This is a genomic window from Cedecea davisae DSM 4568, from assembly GCF_000412335.2.
Taxonomy (GTDB): Bacteria; Pseudomonadota; Gammaproteobacteria; order Enterobacterales; family Enterobacteriaceae; genus Cedecea; species Cedecea davisae.
The window spans coordinates 588037-608100 of the sequence record NZ_KE161030.1 but is presented as its reverse complement, the minus strand read 5'-3'; the positions used below and the strand labels follow the sequence as shown (position 1 = coordinate 608100).

16 protein-coding genes are annotated in these 20064 nt (G+C 55.8%); 8 read left to right on the top strand and 8 right to left on the bottom strand.

What is annotated here, in order from left to right; genetic code table 11:
* Positions 1 to 265: 265 nt before the first annotated feature.
* From map to HMPREF0201_RS02860, 4 genes are all read left to right on the top strand, one after another.
* Positions 266 to 1060: a type I methionyl aminopeptidase gene (gene map, locus HMPREF0201_RS02875; protein WP_016534963.1), complete on the top strand. Its 795-nt coding sequence runs from the start codon at positions 266 to 268 to the stop codon at positions 1058 to 1060.
* A 64-nt stretch (positions 1061 to 1124) separates the two neighbouring features.
* Positions 1125 to 3797 (top strand): bifunctional uridylyltransferase/uridylyl-removing protein GlnD, encoded by a 2673-nt coding sequence (gene glnD, locus HMPREF0201_RS02870; protein WP_016534962.1) that lies wholly within the window; start codon positions 1125 to 1127, stop codon positions 3795 to 3797.
* Between the two features lie 95 nt (positions 3798 to 3892).
* Positions 3893 to 4717 carry a 2,3,4,5-tetrahydropyridine-2,6-dicarboxylate N-succinyltransferase gene (gene dapD / locus HMPREF0201_RS02865; RefSeq protein ID WP_016534961.1) on the top strand — a complete coding sequence of 275 codons (825 nt, stop codon included), beginning with the start codon at positions 3893 to 3895 and terminating at the stop codon, positions 4715 to 4717.
* 109 nt (positions 4718 to 4826) lie between these two features.
* Entirely contained in the window at positions 4827 to 5216 is a 390-nt protein-coding gene (locus HMPREF0201_RS02860) for a DUF3461 family protein (protein WP_016534960.1), read from the top strand.
* A 57-nt stretch (positions 5217 to 5273) separates the two neighbouring features.
* On the opposite strand, the gene degP is transcribed toward HMPREF0201_RS02860, so the two are convergent.
* Together degP and dgt are read right to left on the bottom strand one after the other, a co-directional pair.
* Positions 5274 to 6719, bottom strand: coding sequence for a serine endoprotease DegP (gene degP, locus HMPREF0201_RS02855; protein ID WP_016534959.1), 1446 nt, complete (start codon positions 6717 to 6719; stop codon positions 5274 to 5276).
* A gap of 139 nt (positions 6720 to 6858) precedes the next feature.
* Complete coding sequence (dgt, locus tag HMPREF0201_RS02850) at positions 6859 to 8373, bottom strand: dGTPase (RefSeq protein ID WP_039897928.1); 1515 nt, start codon at positions 8371 to 8373, stop codon at positions 6859 to 6861.
* A gap of 94 nt (positions 8374 to 8467) precedes the next feature.
* Between dgt and mtnN the strand changes: the two genes are divergently transcribed.
* From mtnN to HMPREF0201_RS02835, 3 genes are read left to right on the top strand one after another with little or no spacing between them, the layout of a single operon-like run.
* On the top strand, positions 8468 to 9166 hold the full coding sequence (gene mtnN / locus HMPREF0201_RS02845) for a 5'-methylthioadenosine/S-adenosylhomocysteine nucleosidase (RefSeq protein WP_039899106.1): 699 nt from the start codon (positions 8468 to 8470) through the stop codon (positions 9164 to 9166).
* The gene (gene btuF, locus HMPREF0201_RS02840) at positions 9159 to 9959 is read left to right on the top strand and encodes a vitamin B12 ABC transporter substrate-binding protein BtuF (RefSeq protein ID WP_016534956.1); all 801 of its coding nucleotides are present in this window, start codon (positions 9159 to 9161) and stop codon (positions 9957 to 9959) included. Before mtnN ends, btuF begins: the two co-directional genes overlap by 8 nt.
* 22 nt (positions 9960 to 9981) lie before the next feature.
* Complete coding sequence (locus HMPREF0201_RS02835; protein ID WP_016534955.1) at positions 9982 to 10599, top strand: TRIC cation channel family protein; 618 nt, start codon at positions 9982 to 9984, stop codon at positions 10597 to 10599.
* A gap of 53 nt (positions 10600 to 10652) precedes the next feature.
* On the opposite strand, the gene erpA is transcribed toward HMPREF0201_RS02835, so the two are convergent.
* A complete protein-coding gene (gene erpA / locus HMPREF0201_RS02830; RefSeq protein WP_016534954.1) occupies positions 10653 to 10997 on the bottom strand; it encodes an iron-sulfur cluster insertion protein ErpA in 345 nt (114 codons plus the stop codon).
* A gap of 80 nt (positions 10998 to 11077) precedes the next feature.
* Positions 11078 to 12502, bottom strand: coding sequence for a H(+)/Cl(-) exchange transporter ClcA (gene clcA / locus HMPREF0201_RS02825; protein ID WP_039897927.1), 1425 nt, complete (start codon positions 12500 to 12502; stop codon positions 11078 to 11080).
* A 177-nt stretch (positions 12503 to 12679) separates the two neighbouring features.
* Here clcA and hemL point away from each other — a divergent pair, with 177 nt between their 5' ends.
* The gene (hemL, locus tag HMPREF0201_RS02820; RefSeq protein WP_016534952.1) at positions 12680 to 13960 is read left to right on the top strand and encodes a glutamate-1-semialdehyde 2,1-aminomutase; all 1281 of its coding nucleotides are present in this window, start codon (positions 12680 to 12682) and stop codon (positions 13958 to 13960) included.
* A 58-nt stretch (positions 13961 to 14018) separates the two neighbouring features.
* On the opposite strand, the gene fhuB is transcribed toward hemL, so the two are convergent.
* Genes fhuB through fhuA form a run of 4 tightly spaced genes read right to left on the bottom strand, consistent with a single transcriptional unit; the run spans position 14019 to position 19947 of the window.
* Positions 14019 to 15998, bottom strand: coding sequence for a Fe(3+)-hydroxamate ABC transporter permease FhuB (gene fhuB, locus HMPREF0201_RS02815; RefSeq protein WP_016534951.1), 1980 nt, complete (start codon positions 15996 to 15998; stop codon positions 14019 to 14021).
* Positions 15995 to 16894, bottom strand: a complete 900-nt coding sequence (gene fhuD / locus HMPREF0201_RS02810; protein WP_016534950.1) for a Fe(3+)-hydroxamate ABC transporter substrate-binding protein FhuD — start codon at positions 16892 to 16894, stop codon at positions 15995 to 15997. Before fhuD ends, fhuB begins: the two co-directional genes overlap by 4 nt.
* Entirely contained in the window at positions 16894 to 17691 is a 798-nt protein-coding gene (gene fhuC, locus HMPREF0201_RS02805; protein ID WP_039897926.1) for a Fe3+-hydroxamate ABC transporter ATP-binding protein FhuC, read from the bottom strand. The genes fhuD and fhuC overlap by 1 nt, the downstream gene beginning before the upstream one ends.
* Positions 17692 to 17739: 48 nt before the next feature.
* Complete coding sequence (gene fhuA, locus HMPREF0201_RS02800; protein WP_039897925.1) at positions 17740 to 19947, bottom strand: ferrichrome porin FhuA; 2208 nt, start codon at positions 19945 to 19947, stop codon at positions 17740 to 17742.
* Positions 19948 to 20064: the final 117 nt, after the last annotated feature.

The window sequence follows — 20064 nt, the reverse complement described above, 5'->3', positions numbered from 1 at the left end:
ATATTACCGACCCCAAAGGGCACCCCGGAATATGTGTCGATACGTGTGTGTTATTTACACAAAGTGAGAGTGTTTGGCTGTACCCGAAAAATCGGAATACAAGTCCGGCGCGCTTTATACCATAAACGGCGTCAGGACTCCAATAGTTGTTGCCGTTCTGCTCGCTCAATGATTCTCAATTTGGCAGGAAGTCGCGCCCCCTGATACCATTACGTCACTTCCCTGCTTAATTCATGTCGACAAGCTCGACATCTGCGGACCTGATATGGCTATTTCAATTAAAACACCTGAAGAAATCGAAAAAATGCGCGTCGCCGGCCGCCTGGCTGCCGAAGTGCTGGAAATGATCGAACCCCACGTTAAACCGGGCATCACTACCGGCGAGCTGGATCGCATCTGTAATGACTACATCGTCAACGAGCAGCAGGCTATTTCCGCCTGTCTGGGCTACCACGGCTTCCCGAAATCCGTTTGTATCTCCATTAACGAAGTGGTTTGCCACGGCATCCCGGACGATGAAAAAGCGCTGAAAGACGGCGACATCGTCAATATCGACGTGACGGTCATTAAAGACGAGTACCACGGCGACACCTCGAAGATGTTTATCGTCGGCAAGCCAACCATTCTCGGCGAACGCCTGTGCCGCATCACTCAGGAAAGCCTCTACCTGGCCCTGCGTATGGTGAAGCCCGGCATCCGTCTGCGCACGCTTGGCGCGGCGATTCAGAAGTTTGTTGAAGCCGAAGGTTTCTCCGTGGTGCGTGAATACTGTGGCCACGGCATTGGTCGCGTATTCCACGAAGAACCGCAGGTGCTGCACTATGATGCAGACGACGGCGGCGTGGTGCTCCAGCCGGGCATGACCTTCACCATCGAACCGATGGTAAACGCCGGTGATTACCGCATTCGCACCATGAAAGACGGCTGGACGGTGAAAACCAAAGATCGCAGCTTGTCTGCTCAATACGAGCATACTATTGTGGTGACTGAGAACGGCTGCGAGATTATGACGCTGCGTAAGGATGACACCATCCCCAACGTGATTTCGCATAACGAATGATGCCCTGACGTCAGTCAGCAATCTAAGCCGGCCCCGAGCCGGCTTTTTTTATGGGTAGCGCACAATGAGTCCAGGTTTACCAGAGCAGTTTGCCAACACCACGGAACCCGAGATTTCCGGCCAGCCGGATTATCCCAACAGTTGGCAGGAAGCCGAGCTTAATTGCGCCAGTATCAAGTCGCATTTAGACACTTTTCAAAAGTGGCTGGGCGCCGCCTTCGACAGCGGCATTTCAGCCGAGCGGCTGATTGAGGCACGCACCGAATTTATCGACCAGTTGCTACAGCGGCTGTGGATTGTCTACGGTTTTGCTGAAGTGCCGGAAGCCGCACTGGTTGCGGTTGGCGGCTATGGTCGCGCCGAACTGCACCCGCTTTCGGATATCGACCTGCTGATCCTCAGCCGCAAACGCCTGACCGATGCCCAGGCGCAGAAAATCGGCGAACTGCTGACCCTGCTATGGGACGTTAAGCTGGAAGTCGGCCACAGCGTACGCACCCTGGAAGAGTGCCTGCTTGAAGGCCTTTCAGACCTGACGGTTGCCACCAACCTTATCGAGTCGCGCCTGCTGATAGGCGACGTTGCCCTGTTCCTCGAACTGCAAAAACATATTTTTAGCGAGGGCTTCTGGCCCTCGGCCAAGTTCTTTGCCGCCAAGGTCGAAGAGCAAAACGAGCGCCACCAGCGCTACCACGGCACCAGCTACAATCTCGAACCGGACATTAAAAGCAGCCCCGGCGGCCTGCGCGATATTCATACCCTGCAATGGGTGGCGCGCCGCCACTTCGGCGCAACGTCGATGGGCGAAATGGTCGATTTTGGTTTCTTAACCGAAGCCGAGCGCAAAGAGCTGGACGAGTGCCAGCATCTGCTGTGGCGCATTCGCTTTGCGCTGCATCTTGAAGTGAATCGCTACGATAACCGCCTGCTGTTTGACCGCCAGCTTAGCGTTGCCCAGCGCCTGCACTACAGCGGTGAAGGCAACGAGCCGGTCGAACGTATGATGAAGGACTTCTACCGCGTGACGCGGCGAGTCGGCGAGTTAAACCAAATGCTGTTGCAGCTGTTTGACGAAGCCATCCTGGCGCTGGACGCCAGCGAGAAGCCTCGCCCTCTGGACGATGACTTCCAGCTGCGCGGCACGCTTATCGACCTTCGCGATGAAACGCTGTTCATGCGCGAGCCGCAGGCGATTCTGCGCATGTTCTACATGATGGTGCGCAACCGCGAGATAACCGGCATTTATTCAACCACGCTGCGCCATCTGCGCCATGCCCGCCGCCACCTCACGCAGCCGCTGTGCTACATCCCGGAGGCGCGAGAGCTATTCCTTGTGATGCTCCGCCACCCCGGCGCGGTAAGTCGTGCTCTGGTGCCGATGCATCGCCACAGCGTGCTGTGGGCTTATATGCCTCAATGGTCGCACATCGTCGGCCAGATGCAGTTCGACCTGTTCCACGCCTACACGGTGGATGAGCACACCATTCGTGTCCTGCAAAAACTGGAAAGCTTCGCGAAGGAAGAAACGCGGGCCAAACACCCGCTTTGCGTCGATCTCTGGCCGCGTCTTTCGCACCCTGAGCTGATCCTGATAGCCGCTCTGTTCCACGATATCGCCAAAGGGCGAGGCGGAGATCACTCGGTTCTCGGCGCACAGGATGTGCTGAAATTTGCAGAGCTTCATGGCCTGAACTCGCGGGAAACCCAGCTCGTCGCCTGGCTGGTTCGCCAGCATCTGCTGATGTCTGTCACCGCCCAGCGCCGCGATATTCAGGATCCTGAAGTCATCAAGCAATTTGCCGAAGAAGTTCAGACGGAAAACCGACTGCGCTACCTCGTCTGCCTGACGGTCGCCGATATTTGCGCCACCAACGAAACGCTGTGGAACAGCTGGAAGCAAAGCCTGCTGCGCGAGCTCTATTTTGCCACAGAGAAACAGCTGCGCCGTGGGATGCAAAACAGCCCGGATATGCGCGAGCGCGTACGTCACCACCAGCTTCAGGCGCTGGCTTTGCTGCGCATGGACAATATTAACGAAGAGGCTCTGCACCACATCTGGGCGCGCTGCCGTGCCAACTACTTTGTGCGCCACACGCCGAACCAGATTGCCTGGCACGCCCGCCATCTGCTCAAGCACGATCTCACCCAGCCGCTGATCCTGCTTAGCCCGCAGGCGACGCGCGGCGGGACAGAGATATTTATCTGGAGCCCGGACAGGCCTTACCTGTTTGCCGCCGTTTGTGCAGAGCTGGACAGGCGCAACCTTAGCGTTCACGATGCGCAAATCTTTACCACCCGCGACGGCATGGCGATGGACACCTTTATCGTGCTCGAGCCGGACGGTAGCCCGCTCTCCATTGACCGGCATAATATTATTCGCCACAGTCTCGAGCAGGCGATAACCCAGACCAGCTGGCAGCCGCCGCAGCCTCGCCGCCAGTCGGCAAAATTGCGCCACTTTACCGTGGATACCGAGGTCAACTTCCTGCCCACCCATACCGACAGGCGAACCTTTCTTGAGCTGATTGCGCTCGATCAGCCAGGCCTGCTTGCCAGGGTCGGTGAAGTGTTCGCGGACCTGGGAATTTCGCTCTACGGGGCGAGAATTACGACAATTGGTGAGCGAGTAGAAGATTTATTTATAATCGCGACCGCCGACCGGCGTGCTCTTAATAATGTGCTCCAGCAGGAAGTGCAGCAACGGTTGACAGCGGCCCTTAATCCAAACGATAAATAACGGTCTTTTATTTTTACCTTTTAGCTTGCGGGCCACAGTCAATAGTTTTGCGGCCCGAAAGTTGAAAGGTAAGTCACAATCAGGAAATATTCATAATGCAGCAGCTACAAAATGTTATTGAATCCGCTTTCGAGCGCCGCGCCGAAATCACCCCGGCAAATGTTGATACCGTCACCCGCGAAGCGGTGAATCAGGTTATTGCCCTGCTCGACAGCGGTGCGCTGCGCGTTGCCGAAAAAATTGACGGCCAGTGGGTCACCCACCAGTGGCTGAAGAAGGCGGTTCTGCTTTCTTTCCGCATTAACGACAACAAAGTTATCGAAGGTGCCGAAAGTCGCTATTTCGATAAAGTACCGATGAAATTTGCCGACTACGACGAAGCTCGCTTCCAGAAAGAAGGCTTCCGCGTGGTTCCGCCTGCTGCGGTGCGCCAGGGCGCGTTTATCGCTCGTAACACCGTACTGATGCCTTCCTACGTCAACATCGGCGCATACGTTGATGAAGGCACCATGGTTGATACCTGGGCGACCGTAGGTTCCTGCGCGCAGATCGGTAAAAACGTTCACCTGTCCGGCGGCGTAGGCATCGGCGGCGTGCTTGAGCCGCTGCAGGCCAACCCGACCATCATCGAAGACAACTGCTTCATCGGCGCGCGCTCTGAAGTGGTGGAAGGCGTTATCGTTGAGGAAGGCTCCGTCATCTCAATGGGCGTGTACATCGGCCAGAGCACCCGTATTTATGACCGCGAAACCGGCGAAGTCCATTACGGCCGCGTACCGGCTGGCTCGGTTGTTGTTTCAGGCAACCTGCCGTCTAAAGATGGTTCTTACAGCCTGTACTGCGCGGTGATTGTTAAGAAAGTCGACGCCAAAACCCGCGGTAAAGTCGGCATCAACGAACTGCTGCGCACCATCGACTAATTTTTTGCTCTAAAAGGCGGGTTATCCCGCCTTTTTTGCATCTGGCACTAGCGGAAAAGGAATTTTCCGTTAACTCTCTAATGGTTATTGATATTTAAGGGTACCGCTTATGTACGATAATTTAAAAAGTCTGGGTATTACTAATCCTGATGAAATCGATCGTTACAGCCTCCGGCAGGAAGCCAACAACGATATCCTGAAAGTCTATTTCCAGAAGGATAAGGGCGAGTTTTTTGCCAAAAGCGTGAAGTTTAAATATCCGCGCCAGCGCAAAACCGTGGTCGCCGATGGCGTAGGCCAGGGCTACAAAGAAGTGCAGGAAATCAGCCCGAACCTGCGCTACGTGATAGATGAGCTGGATCAGCTTTGCCAGCGCGATCGTACCGAAGTCGATCTGAAACGTAAGATCCTCGAAGACCTGCGTCACCTCGAGTCGGTAGTGACCAACAAGATCAGCGAAATCGAATCCGATCTGGAAAAACTGACCCGCAATAAGTAGTTCAGTAACCTAATAAAAAGGGCCGCATTTGCGGCCCTTTTCTGTTTGACTCAAAAATTACTGCATCAGCAGGTAAATCGACGTGTCACCGCGCTGGATGCTCAACGCCATCACCGAAGGCTTGCTGTCCATCACTTTACGCAGCTCGGCAATATTGTTCACCGCCTGCTGGTTGACGCCAACAATGATGTCGCCTTTTTTCAGGCCGATACGCGCCGCCGGAGTATTTGGCTTCACGCTGGTGACCTGCACGCCTTTCTGGTCTTTACCGCCGCGGTTGCTCATCTCCGCACCTTCAATTCCGGTGAAGATTGTCGCCGCATCAACCTGGTTTTGCGTGCTCTGCTGCAGTTCCAGGCTCACTGTCACCGGCTTACCGTCGCGCAGCAGGCCAAGCGCGATTTTGCTCCCCACCGGCATCGAGCCAACTTCGGCACGCAGCGCCGCAAAGCTGCTGATAGGTTTACCGTTCAGGGACGTAATAACGTCACCCGCTTTAATCCCCGCTTTCGCAGCAGAGGAGTTCGGCATCACCTGGCTGACAAACGCCCCGCGCTGAGCGTCGACTTTCATCGCTTTCGCCAGCTCGGAGTTCAGCTCGGTGCCCATAATCCCCAGCTCGCCGCGGCGAACCTGCCCGTACTGCACCATCTGAGCGGTGAGATTTTTCACCATATTGCTCGGGATAGCAAAGCCGATACCGATGTTGCCGCCGTCCGGCGCAAGGATCGCAGTGTTAATCCCGATCAGCTCGCCTCTCAGGTTAACCAGCGCACCGCCGGAGTTACCGCGGTTAATCGCCGCATCGGTCTGGATAAAGTTTTCATAGTTTTCAACGTTCAGGCCGCTACGACCCAGCGCCGAAACGATACCGGAAGTCACGGTTTCACCCAGGCCATACGGGTTACCGATAGCCACGGTGTAATCCCCTACGCGCAGCGCGTCGGAGTCCGCGATTTTAATCGCCGTCAGGTTTTTCGGGTCCTGAAGCTGGATAAGCGCGATATCGGAGCGCGGGTCTTTGCCGACCACTTTGGCGTCAAATTTACGGCCATCGCTCAGCTGCACTTTAATCACGGTCGCATTATCAACAACGTGGTTATTGGTCACCACGTAGCCTTTAGCGGCATCAATAATTACGCCGGAACCCAGCGCCATAAACTTCTGCTGCTGGCTGCCGCCGTCAGGCGCGCCGCCTTCACCGCCGCCGCCCTGGCAGAAAGGTGAGCTCTGGAACGGAGAACCGTCCTGGCAGAACGGCGAGTTATCACCGAAGAATTGCTGGAAGTTGCGCCCCATGCGCGGAGTATTTACCGTCGTGCTCCCTTCAACGTTGATACTCACCACTGAAGGCATCACCTGCTCCAGCATTGGCGCAAGGCTTGGCAGCGGCTGCGCAGCAGATGCAGAAGAGGCCGTCTCAGCGGCGGAGGCAGACATAGGACTCAGCGCCAAACCCAGACTAAGAGCCAGCGCACTCATTGCTAACGTGGTTTTTTTCATGGAATCATCTCAACTTTCAAATAACGCAAAATTGCTGTGTTGGTACCATTCAGAGTGAAGTTTACGCCCTAAGTTCAGCGCTTAAGTGGCTGGAAAAAGTAAAAATTTATTGTCCATCTTTACAAAACTCCTGCCGACTTCACTCTACCGCCATCAGGCGTCGGTACTCATCCCAGGCGTATAAATCCGTCATTCCGCTGATGTAATCCTGAATCAGCCTTACACGGAAATAGTATTCCCAAACCGAAAAATCAAGGCTGGCCGGATGCAAATCGTTCACCGCCTCTACATAAGCAAGCCTATGTTTAGTTGAGAGTTTGTGGAAAAGCCTCGTTTCAATCGGCAAACGGCGCAGGCTCTCTTTGCTGACCAGCTCGGAGAAATCCTCGGTTGAAAGCTCGAGTAAGGGACTGTAAATATCAAGTAAGCCACTGATAACCCGGTAACCCTGCAACTCCAGCTGTTCCACATCAGGATGGCTGAAAACATGGCGTACCGCCACCTGCTTATACAACTCCAGCAGCCTGGCGAAAGGACTGTCGTCCTCCAGCAACGCGTGATTAAACTCGCCGGAATAGATATCCGGCAGATTGTCGATAAAGCGCTGGGCGGCATAAGGCGCCAGCTTGTTCAGCGTATTGACGCGTAGATACATAAAGAACTGATCTTCCGCGCTGCGTCGCATCTGGTTGGTGCGGGACTTCTCCCACGCATCTTTAACCACCTGCTCAAACAGGTCGCCACGCTTCTCCTCGCCCCAGGCTTCGCATAAATGCTGGTAAAGCTGCTCCACGCTAAAGATCCGCTTCTCTACCGCATCTTCAAGATCCGCCACGCAGTAGGAGATATCATCCGCCGCCTCCATTATCCAGGTCAGCGGGAAACGGCTGTACTCTCCGAGGCTCAATTCTTTACGCAGGCGGGCGATATAGCCCTCTTCCGAAAGATAAAACCCCGGCTTCTTCATCAGGTAATTATGGCTTTCCGGCGGTTTGTCGGCATACCAGGCCGGGCGGGTATATTTCAGGATGCAGCCAACCTGCGCCCAGGTCAGGTTCATGCGCAGCAGGCTGTGCACCAGGCGGATACCCTGGGCGTTGCCCTCAAAGCTGCACAAATCCTGGCGCACTTTGCTGCGTAGAGTATTTAGCGACTCCTCCCCTTCACGCAGCTTTAAAAAATCCACTTTGCAGCGGTCATCGCTGCGGGGCTGGCTCCCGGCATCTTTCGGCTGTAGCCGCTGGCGGAACCAGTCGTTGATGGCAGACTCGCCAAAATGGCCGAACGGCGGGTTGCCGATGTCGTGCATCAGGCAGGCCATTTCCACTATGCTTTCAAACGGGCCGGTTAGCTCATCGAGACCATACTTCTCCAGCGCCTTCTGCTCTTTCAGCCGCCCGAGGATCTCTTTGGCGATATAGCGGCCGACCTGCTGGACCTCCATCGAGTGAGTCAGTCGCGTGCGCACGGCAGCGTTGCGTTCGAGCGGGAAAACCTGCGTTTTTTGCTGCAATCGGCGGATAGCAGGCGAGTTGATTATCCTGCCGCGGTCGCTTTCAAAAATGCGCAGAATTTCATACTCGCTCTTCTCCCCTTCGGGCGAGCGGAAGCGCCGGTGCCAGTTAATTTTTCTGCGGAAGTCTATTTCGCTCATGCCCACTCCTGTTCCGTTGATAAGGAGACTGTTTGCCATGATAGACTATGCCCCGAAAATTGAGTCATGTTCCACCACATTAGCGAGTATCTCTATGAAAGCAGGCATTATTGGTGCAATGGAAGAAGAAGTTACGCTGCTGCGTGACAAAATCGAAAACCGCCATACTCTGAGCATCGCCGGTTGTGAAATTTATACCGGTACGCTGAACGGCGTTGAAGTCGCGCTGCTGAAGTCCGGCATCGGCAAAGTCTCTGCGGCCATGGGTGCTACTCTGCTGCTGGAGCACTGCAAGCCCGACGTGATTATCAATACCGGTTCCGCCGGTGGCCTGGCGCCAACGCTGAAAGTGGGCGATATCGTGGTGTCCGATGAAGTGCGCTACCACGATGCGGACGTCACCGCTTTCGGCTACGAATATGGCCAGATGGCGGGCTGCCCGGCAAGCTTCGTTGCCGATAAAAAGCTGATTGAAGCGGCTGAAACCTGCATTAAAGAGCTGGATTTACATGCGGTACGCGGCCTGATCGTCAGCGGCGATGCTTTTATTAACGGCTCCGTAGCGCTAGCCAAAATTCGCCATAACTTCCCTCAGGCCGTAGCGGTAGAGATGGAAGCGACGGCAATCGGCCACGTTTGCCATAGCTTCAACACGCCGTTTGTTGTGGTGCGTGCCATTTCCGACGTTGCCGATCAACAGTCTCACCTCAGTTTTGAAGAGTTCCTGGCGGTTGCGGCTAAGCAGTCCACCCTGATGGTGGAAAAACTGGTTCAGCATCTGGCTCGTGGCTAACGGCATATTATGGCGAGGAGTAGCGGCCCTGCTCCTCGGCCTCCCGGCGCTGCTGCTTGCGGCGCCTCGGGTCATCTCCCTTTCTCCCGCTAACACCGAACTGGCTTTTGCCGCCGGAATAGAGCCGATTGCGGTAAGCGTTTACTCAGACTACCCGCCGCAGGCGAAAAAAATTGAACAGCTTGCCAACTGGCAGGGCCTGAATTTCGAACGCATTGTGGCGTTAAAGCCGGATGCGGTTCTGGCCTGGCGAGGCGGTAACCCGGACAGGCAGGTAAACCAGCTTATTGCGCTGGGGATCAACGTCATCTGGCTCGATCCTAAAAGCGTCGCGGACGTGGAAGCCGCATTGCGACAGCTTGCTCCGTTCAGCCCAACGCCCGAAAAGGCGCTCCGGGCGGCAGATAAATTAGCACAACAGTTCGCTGATTTAAAAACCCGCTACGGAAAGACAAAAAGCAAAAGAGTTTTCCTGCAATTCAGCCAGCAGCCGCTGTTCACCACCGGCAAAGACTCTATTCAGAATGAGATAGTCGAAACCTGCGGCGGGCAAAATATCTTTGCCGACAGCCGGGTTCCCTGGCCGCAGGTAAGCCGCGAACAGGTGTTGGTGCGCAAACCGCAGGCAATAATTATTTCCGGCGACGCGAGCAATATTCCGGCAGTGCGGCAATTCTGGAGTAATCAGTTGAAAGTTCCGGTTATCGCCGTCGATGATGATTGGTTTACACGTTCCGGTCCGCGTATTATCCTCGCCGCAAAACAGCTCTGCGAAGAGCTGGCGAAAGATTAACGTCACGCTCTGAGGATAATAAATGCTGGTCTATTGGCTGGATATTGTCGGTACTGCGGTGTTTGCCATTTCCGGCGTTTTACTGGCCGGCAAGCTGCGCATGGACCCGTTTGGCGTCCTGGTGCTCGGAGTGGTTACGGCGGTAGGCGGCGGCACAATCCGCGATATGGCGCTGGCTAACGGCCCGGTCTTCTGGGTTAAAGATCCTACCGATTTGGTGGTCGCAATGGTGACCTGCATGCTGACCATCGTGCTGGTGCGCCAGCCGCGCCGCCTGCCGAAATGGGTGCTGCCGGTGCTGGACGCCGTGGGTCTTGCGGTATTTGTGGGCATTGGCGTGAATAAAGCTTTTCTTGCCCACGCCAGCCCGCTGGTCGCTATCTGCATGGGCGTCGTCACCGGCGTAGGCGGCGGCATTATCCGCGACGTATTAGCTCGTGAAATCCCGATGATTCTGCGTACCGAGATCTACGCTACCGCCTGTATCATCGGCGGTATCGTTCACGCCACGGCCTACCATACCTTTGGCGTCCCGCTGGAGCAGGCAAGTATGATTGGTATGGTCGTCACGCTGGTTATCCGCCTGGCGGCAATCCGCTGGCACCTTAAACTGCCGACGTTTGCGCTAACCGACCGGTAGTAGGCATAAAAAAAGCCGCGTTTGCTACGCGGCCTTTTTATTTCAGCAACCGATCAGATGCTGAAGGAGGAACCACACCCGCAGGTGCTTTTTGCGTTCGGGTTGGTCACCACAAAGCGGGAACCTTCCAGGCCTTCGCTATAATCGACCGCGCCGCCCACCAGATATTGCAGGCTCATCGGATCCACAACCAGAGCAACACCCTGTTTCTCAATGGTCATATCGCCGTCGTTAATCTGGTCGTCAAAGGTAAAGCCATACTGGAAGCCGCTGCAACCACCACCGGTGATATAGACGCGAAGTTTCAGATTTGGGTTTTCTTCGTCTGCAATCAGACTTTTCACTTTATTGGCTGCTGCTTCGGTAAACTGCAGCGGCAGCGCTACGTCATCACTCATTTTTTGCTCCCAACAATTAACAAGTCGGGCAGAAAATAACCCGCACTTTAGCGGCATTATCTAATACCCTGGTAAATCGTTCAAGTATTCTGCCCGGCACAAGCCTGTTCATTCGCTCGCGCTTTCTCAGCTTCTTGTTTTGCCAGCGTTCTTGCCAGAATCACCGAGTATAGCGGTTTCCCGCCGAGGAATTGTGCCAACAGTGTCGCGCCAAGGCAGGTGATTATCATTGGCAGAATGAGCTGGTAATTGTCGGTCATCTCCAGCACCAGCACTATGGCGGTCAGCGGCGCACGTAATGAAGCCGCCAGCAGCGCCCCCATCCCGGCAATGGCAAAAGTCCCCATGTCGAGATGATAAGCCGGGAACCAGGCCGCGCATGCCATACCAAAAGCGGTACCCAGCAGCGTTCCCAGCGCCAGCATTGGCGCAAAAATGCCGCCCGGCGCGCCGGAGGAGAAACACAGCAAAGTGGTTATAACGCGGGCAAAAAAGAGAAACAGCAGCATGTCGATGCTGTAATTGCCCATTGCCGCAATCGGGATCAGGCTAAAGCCGCCGCCGGAGGCCGCCTGCTGAATAAGCCCCAGTACGCCGCACAGCCCGCCTATCAAACCGCCAATCAGCACCCATTTATTGATATTGCCGCCGTGAATACGCTGGAACATATCCTGCGCGCCAATAACCATCCGGTTAAACGCCACGCCGACGATACCAAACACTATGCCAAGGATCAGGTATAGCCAAAGCGTATTCACCGGCGCATCCGCCAGTTTGCCCACCTGAATCACCGTGGTTTCGGTATTAAAAATGCGAAACACGATGCTCGACATAATCACGCCGATAAACACCGCTTTTATCGAAATCAGGTTATAGCGAAACTGAGTGCGCATCTCCTCGATGATAAAAAGGATCCCGGCCAGCGGGGCGTTAAAAGCCGCAGACAAACCGGCAGCGGCGCCGGTTGCCAGCAGAGAATGACGAGCCTCCGCTCCGCGCTGGCGGAACATGTCACTAACCATGCGCCCGATATTGCCGCCCAGTTGAACCGTTGGCCCCTCACGCCCCAGCACCATTCCCGCGCCGAGAGTGCCCATACCGCCGATAAACTTCACCGGGATAACGCGCCACCAGCGCACCGGCCGCAGTTCCTCAAGCGCCCCTTCGATTTCCGGTATCCCCGAACCGCCCGCTTCCGGCGCAAACCGACGCACCAGGTAATAGCCAACCATCGCCAGCAGCGCCGAGCTAATAAACGCCAGCGGCCACACCAGCCAGGCGCTATCGGCAACCTGCGCCAGCAGGCCAATGCGGTGCTGTAGCACCCAGTTCACCGATTTCTCAAACGCCACGCCGACCAGGCCGGCGAGTATTCCGACGATGGCCGCCATCAGTAAAATCATCAGCGGCATTTTATCCTGGCCAATCAGACGGCGCAGGATGGCCCCCCTGCGCAGGCGGACGCTTTGTGGTGTTTCGGGAGAAGAAGTGTTGGCTGAATTCATCGGCTCATGCAGTTTAGTCATACAAATAAGGCGGGCATTTTACCCACTGATTACGCCAACGTCTTATTAAATTCCCTAATAAACCGTAACGTTTGATTTGGGCAAATATTTCAACGTGGCGCGGGTTTCACATAGAATAGACCGCTGTCACCATTTCCACGAATCAGGAGCCGATTCATGAGTAAGTCTGAAAACCTGTACGCCGCAGCCCGCCAGGTCATTCCCGGCGGCGTTAACTCACCGGTACGCGCCTTTACCGGCGTGGGCGGTGTGCCACTGTTTATCGAGCGTGCGGACGGGGCTTATCTGTATGACGCTGACGGTAAGGCCTATATCGATTATGTCGGTTCGTGGGGGCCAATGGTGCTCGGCCACAACCACCCGGCCATCCGCAACGCGGTCATCGAAGCCGTTGAGCGCGGCCTGAGCTTCGGCGCACCGACCGAAATGGAAGTCAAAATGGCGGAACTGGTTACAGAACTGGTGCCGACAATGGATATGGTGCGTATGGTTAACTCCGGCACCGAAGCCACCATGAGCGCCATTCGCCTGGCTCGCGGCTATACCGGCCGTGACAAAATCATCAAATTCGAAGGCTGCTACCACGGCCACGCTGACTGCCTGCTGGTAAAAGCGGGTTCCGGCGCGCTGACCCTCGGCCAGCCGAACTCACCGGGCGTGCCTGCTGATTTCGCCAAACACACGCTGACCTGCACCTATAACGATCTCTCTTCCGTGCGCGAGGCGTTTGAACAATATCCGCAGGACGTCGCCTGTATCATCGTTGAGCCGGTTGCGGGCAACATGAACTGCATCCCACCAAACGCCGACTTCCTGCCTGGCCTGCGTGCATTGTGCGACGAATTCGGCGCGCTGCTGATCATCGACGAAGTGATGACCGGCTTCCGCGTGGCGCTGGCTGGCGCTCAGTCTTACTACGATGTTGAGCCGGATCTGACCTGCCTTGGCAAAATCATCGGCGGCGGGATGCCGGTAGGCGCTTTCGGTGGCCGTCGTGAAATCATGGACGCGCTGGCTCCAACCGGCCCGGTTTACCAGGCTGGCACGCTTTCCGGTAACCCAATTGCCATGGCTGCGGGCTACGCCTGCCTGACCGAAGTTTCTCAGCCTGGCATTCACCAGACGCTGACAGAGCTGACCGAAATGCTGGCAAGCGGCCTGCTGAAAGCGGCTAAAGCTGAAAACATTCCTTTGGTGGTAAATAACGTTGGCGGTATGTTCGGCCTGTTCTTCACCGATGCAGAAACCGTGACCAACTATAAAGACGTGATGACGTGCGACGTTGAGCGCTTCAAGCGTTTCTTCCATCTGATGCTGGAAGAAGGCATTTACCTCGCGCCTTCGGCATTTGAAGCGGGCTTTATGTCCGTCGCCCACTCTAAAGAAGATATTCAGAAGACCATCGACGCCGCGCGTCGTGTGTTCGCGAAGCTGTAATCTTTACCCTCACCCCGGCCCTCTTCCCGGAAAGAAGAGGGTTCGGGTGAGGGGTTACCTACCGCCCCTGCTTTCTCAGCAGATAAACGAAGTATGGCGCGCCGATAAACGTCGCCAGCAGCCCAGCCGGAACCTGGTTCGGGAACATAATCATCCTGCCGCACCAGTCAGCCAGAATCATCAATATGCCCCCGAGAACCCCGGCAATCGCCACCTGCGGCATCGCTCTGCGGAAGCCAAGCATGCGTGCGATATGCGGCGCCATCAGGCCAACGAAGCTTAAAGGCCCGACGATAAGCGTCGCGGCGGCGGTCAGCGCGGAAGCCAGCAGCAGAAGCGCCAGCCGTGAAGGCGTTATCGCCATACCAACCGCGCGGGCAGTCGCCCCGCCCAGCGGCAGAATAGCCAGCCAGCGGCGGAACAGCGGCGTTATCGCCAGCAGGATAGCCATAACCACCAGCGTTCTTACCGCCTGATCTCCGGTAACGTTATAGGTCGAACCTGAGATCCAGGTTAGCAGCGTTGCCATACGCGGATCGCCGCTTGCCATCAGCATCATCAATAACATGGTGAATGCGGTGCTGAGCGCCATCCCCGCCAACAACATACGCTGCGGCGAGAAGCCTCCGCGCCCGGCGGCAATCATAATAATCAGCAGGGTGGCCGCCGCACCAAGGCTACCGGCAGGCAGCAGCCAGACGAAGGCATTGCCCGGCACGATAAACAACATCAGCACCACGCCAAACGCCGCCCCGGAGCTAATGCCCAGCACTTCTGGGCTGGCCATCGCATTGCCGGTCAGGCGCTGGATCAGGCTTCCCGCGACCGCCAGCATCACACCTGCGGTTAACGCAGCCATCACGCGCGGCCAGCGCCATGGCAGAACATCATCAAACAGTTCGCCACTCAGCCAACGCCAGCCATGAGCATCACGGCCAAGCGCCAGCGCGGCGGCTATCGCCACCAGCAGAACGCCAAGGCTGACGAGGAGCCACAGCACAACCCGCTGGCGCTCCGCCGGAATATTGTCTCCGGCGCTCATCGAAGGCGCGCCGCTGGTACGCAGGCGCGGCAGCAGCCACAGCAGAATTGGCGCACCGATAAGCGCGGTAATCGTGCCGGTAGATATTTCCCCCCACACGCCTGCCAGCCAGATAACAATCTGATCGGACAGCCAGAGAATCAAGGCCCCGATGAGCGGCGCAAGGAACAGACGAGCGGCCAGGCGGCGGGCGCCCAACATTTTTGCCAGCAGCGGAGCAAACAGGCCGATAAAGCCGATAATTCCTACCGCATTGACCAACTGGGCGCTGAGAACAATAGCCAGCGCCAGAGCCGCAAGGCGAACCAGCGACAGCGCCAGACCAAGGTTACGCGCAACGCCGTCGTCCAGCCCCATCAGCGTGAGCGGCCTGAGGAGCAACAGCGTCAAGAGCAAACCGCCCAGCAGGCGCGGCCACAGAGCCTCAACGCTGCTCCAGTCCTGCTGATTCAGCGAGCCGGTGCTCCACAAAAACATGTTTTGCAGCTGATCGTGATGGAAAATAGCCAGCAGCTGGTTAACCGCCCCGCAGTAAAGGCTGAGCACCAGCCCCGCGAGGATCAGCGTCACCGGCGACATCCGTTTTCCCCAGGCTACGCCGAAGACCAGCAGGCCGACGAGCGCGGCCCCCATCAGGGCGGCAAACGGCTGAGCCGCCTGCGGCAGAACCCAAAGCGTGGCAACCGTTACGCCAAGCTGCGCGCCGCTGGCAACGCCAAGGGTTGTCGGCTCGGCCAGCGGGTTACGCAGCACCTGCTGGAACAGAACGCCTGTCAGCCCCAGACCTGCACCCACCAGCAGCGAAATAGTCAGCCGCGGCAGCGAGCTGTAGTGGAACAACATCTGCTGAATATTGTCGAGATCCGGCCTGGCAAAAGCGCGGCTCCACTGCGCGGAAGGCAGCACGCCGTTCATGTTGTGCAGCGTCAGCCAGAATGCAGCAATAAACAGCATCAGCAGCAGCGCCGCAGGGAAAATAAAATGGCGACGAATCATGAGATGCTCCTCAGCCCGTCATCCAGCACGCTGGCGAAATGCATCGCCGACATCGTCGTGCCGTACAGCCAGACAGCGGGAACCTGCTGAAAACGGTTCTGGCGAATAAACGGCATCGCCTTCCACAGCGGCGTGGCCGCAACCTGGCGAGCTATAGCCTCGTTTTTATGATCAAAACACAGCACATCAGCATCTTTAATCGCCGCCAGCCGCTCTATACCAACCACCGCAGTTCCCCAGAAATTGGTTTCTTCCTGCCAGGCATTTTTCACGCCGAGCAGATCCATCACCTGCTGGAACAGGCTGTGTTTGCCGACAACCAGCGCGTGGCGGTTGTCCAGGAATGACATCAGCAGCACCGGGCGATCGCCGCGAGCGGCAAAACGCGGCCGCATGCTGGCGATAAATGAGTCAAATCCGGCCAGATGACGGCTGGCGGCCTGCTGCATGCCAAGCGTGTCGCCAAGCTGAATTAAAGACTTGCGGGCAACGTCCAGCGGTTTGCCGGAGCCATCGTTAAAGTTGAATCCAAGCCCCGGCGCGATGCGGGTGATTTTCTCCGGCGACGGACCGTAGCCTGCGGAGTAGAGGATCAGAGAAGGTTTGAGCTGCGCCATCAGCTCCAGATTAGGCTCGGTGCGCAGGCCAACGTCTACCACATCTTCAGGTAGCTTAGGTTCATTAACCCAGATGCGGTAGTTAGGGATATCGGCGACAGCCATCGGCGTAACGCCCAGGGCCATCATCAGCTCCACCGGCAGCCACTCAAGCGCAATGATGCGGTTCGCATCGGGCGTTGCCGCATGGGCGGCATTCATCTTCAGCAGCAGCGGTGAAAGCGCCATCGCCGCCAGAAGGCGGCGACGGGTTAACAGGAAGTCATTTATGCCGCTCATCAGTAAACAAAACTTACCGGCGCAGCGCCCGCCGGATGCGGGAGGATGCCCATCGGAATGCCGTAGATATGCTCCAGCGTCTCGCTTTGCATCAGTTCCTGCGGCGAGCCTTGAGCAATCATTTCTCCGCCGCGCAGCGCAACCAGGTTGTCGCAATAGCGTGCGGCCATATTGATATCATGCAGAACGGCAATCACCGTCAGGCCACGCTCCTGGCTAAGGCGATGAATAAGCGCGAGGACATCAACCTGGTGAGCAATATCCAGCGCGGAGGTTGGCTCATCAAGCAGCAGGCAGCGGCTATCCTGCGCCACCAGCATCGCAATCCACGCGCGCTGGCGCTCACCGCCGGAAAGGCTGTCCACCAGGCGATGGGCAAACGGCTTCAGCCCCACAAGGCTAATAGCCTCGTCGACCTGTTCACGATCGGCTACGCCAAAACGCCCCAACGCCCCGTGCCACGGATAACGACCAATCGCCACCAGTTCACGTACCGTCATCCCTTCGGCCGCGGGCAACTGCTGCGGCAGATAGGCAACCTGGCGAGCAAAAGCCTTGCTGCTCCAGCTATCCAGCGGCTGCGAGTTAAGCAGAATATCCCCGTCCGACGGCTTCTGATGGCGACCGAGCATTTTCAGCAGCGTCGATTTACCGGAACCGTTGTGGCCAATCAGGCCGGTGACTTTGCCCACCGGAAAGGTGATGGAAAGCGGATGGAGTAAGGTGCGCCCGGGCACGCGGAAGGTGACATCGGTGAGGCTAAAAGTGGTGTCGGGATGAAGGTGTTTATCCTGCATGGTAGCCATCTTAGTGAAGGGCACGGCGAACCGTGCCCGGGAGACAAGTTAGAAGCGGAAGGTCGCGGTGGCAACCACCTGACGCTCTGCGCCCCAATAGCATGCGTAATCGCGGTAGCAGCTTGAGACATACTCGCGGTTAAACAGATTGTTGACGTTCACAGCGACGGAAGAGCCAGGTAATCCGAAACGAGCAAGATCGTATTTAACCATAGCATCAGCAACGGTATAGCTCGGCACGTTAAACGTATCATTCACCTGCGGACCGGAGGCGTAGAAGCTGGATGTTGCACCAACATAACGAGCACCAGCCCCGAAGGTGAATCCACTCAGCGCGGTCTCGTGGAAGGTGTAATCAGCCCAGAGAGAGGCCATGTTACGTGGAACTTCTGCCGGACGCTTACCCTGATACAGCGTGTCATGAGTATATTCAGCATCAGTGTATGTGTAGGAAGCGGTCAGGTTGATATTTGCGTTAACAGCGGCTTTAGCTTCCAGCTCCAGACCGCGTGAGCGAATTTCCCCACCCTGAACACTAAAGGCACTATTGTCAGGATCGACAGTTAAGTTCTTGTCTTTAGTCAGGTGATAAACGGCAGCGGTTACCGTTACCGGCATGTCTTTAGGTACGTATTTCACACCCGCTTCGTACTGTTTCCCTTTAGACGGATCAAACGGCTTACCTTGCCTGGTAGAGCCTGACACCGGTTCAAAGGATTCGCTGTAGCTTACGTAAGGGGAGATGCCATTATCGAAGAGATAATTCAGGCCACCGCGCCATGTGAATTGCTTATCGTTAACCTCAGCCAGGGTTCCTGAGGAACGCGTAAAGGTAGACGTTTTAGCAAAATCATATCGGCCACCCAGCGTCAGAACAAACCTGTTCCACTCAGCCTGATCCTGCATGTAAAGTCCCGTCTGCTGCTGACGGTTAATGACTGCATAAGGGAAGTTAGTCACAACGTTCGCATTGCCGTACTGCGGATTACTCATGCTAAGTGGGTCAGCAGAGCCATACATAGCATCAATGTCGTTACGCATACGCATGTAATCAACGCCGGTCAACAGAGTATGGTCAACCGCACCAGTGGCAAATTTAGCCTGTGCCTGAGTATCTACTGAGAAGTTATTAAGATCCTCGTCAGAACGAACGTAAGCACGACTAATCTGTCCAGGAGAGATATAGCCATTTCCGTAAACGGAATCATAAAGCGTGTGAATACGTGTATAGCGAAGATTCTGGCGAACGGTCCAGGTATCGTTGAACTCGTGCGCAAAGCTATATCCAACCATTTGCTGGCGACGAGACATTTTGTTGTCTCTCTCACCTTCATTGAAATCAGTTGGTAATTTATGAGAATTGCCATTGGCATCAACGTAAGGAACAACCGTTCCCTGGCGAGGAAGCCAGCCGTAATAACCTGCGTTCGGATCGCTTTGGAAATTACTCAGGAACGTGAAATCTGTTTTGTCATCAGGACGCCAGCTAAAGGATGGAGCAATAGCATAGCGATTTGATTTAACCATATCTTGCTGAGCATTTTCGCTGCGGCCTAATCCAGTCAGGCGGTAGGAGAATTCACCGTTATCATCCAGCGCATCGCTGAAGTCGAAACCAGTCTGCCACAGGTTGTTGGTGCCCATTTTAAATTGTATTTCGTGCAGCGGCTCGGTCGTTGGGCGCTTGCTGACCATACTCACTACGCCGCCAGGATGGCTTTTACCATAAAGCACAGAAACAGGGCCACGCAGCAGCTCAACACGCTCCAGGAAATAAGGATCCATAGAAGCCTCAGAGTAGTTATCTCCCTGCAGCTTCATTCCATCCAGATATTGGTTAGTGTTAACGGTCGAAGATGTCGTGAAACCACGAATGGATACAACATCATAAGTTGAAGAACTTCCACGAGTAGAGAACACGCCAGGGGTGTAATCCAGAGCTTCTTTCACCGTCTGCGGTTGACGGGTGTCCATCTCTTCGCGGGTTACCACGGAAATAGACTGTGGCGTCTTTTCAATTGGGGTGTCGGTTTTGGTCGCGGTTGCGGAACGCTTGGCCGCAATCGTCGGTGACGGACCCCATGCGCTTTCCGCCGGTACAGCGCTGGCAGAAACCGTAATAGTGTCTTCTTTTTGGGTGCTATTAGTGCCCGCAGCAAAGCTGCTTACGCTTACGCTTCCCACCGCCGCAGCGACAAACAGGGCAAGCTTACGGACAGGGTTTTTGGCTGGCTGACCAGTGAATGAACGCGCCATGATATTTTCTCTGATGAAGTAGTAAATGATAACGTAAACGATAATTATTATTATGCCCGCAGGATAATAGACGAAACGAATCGTGCATAGCAAGCGCTTCACATCCTCGCAATAGCT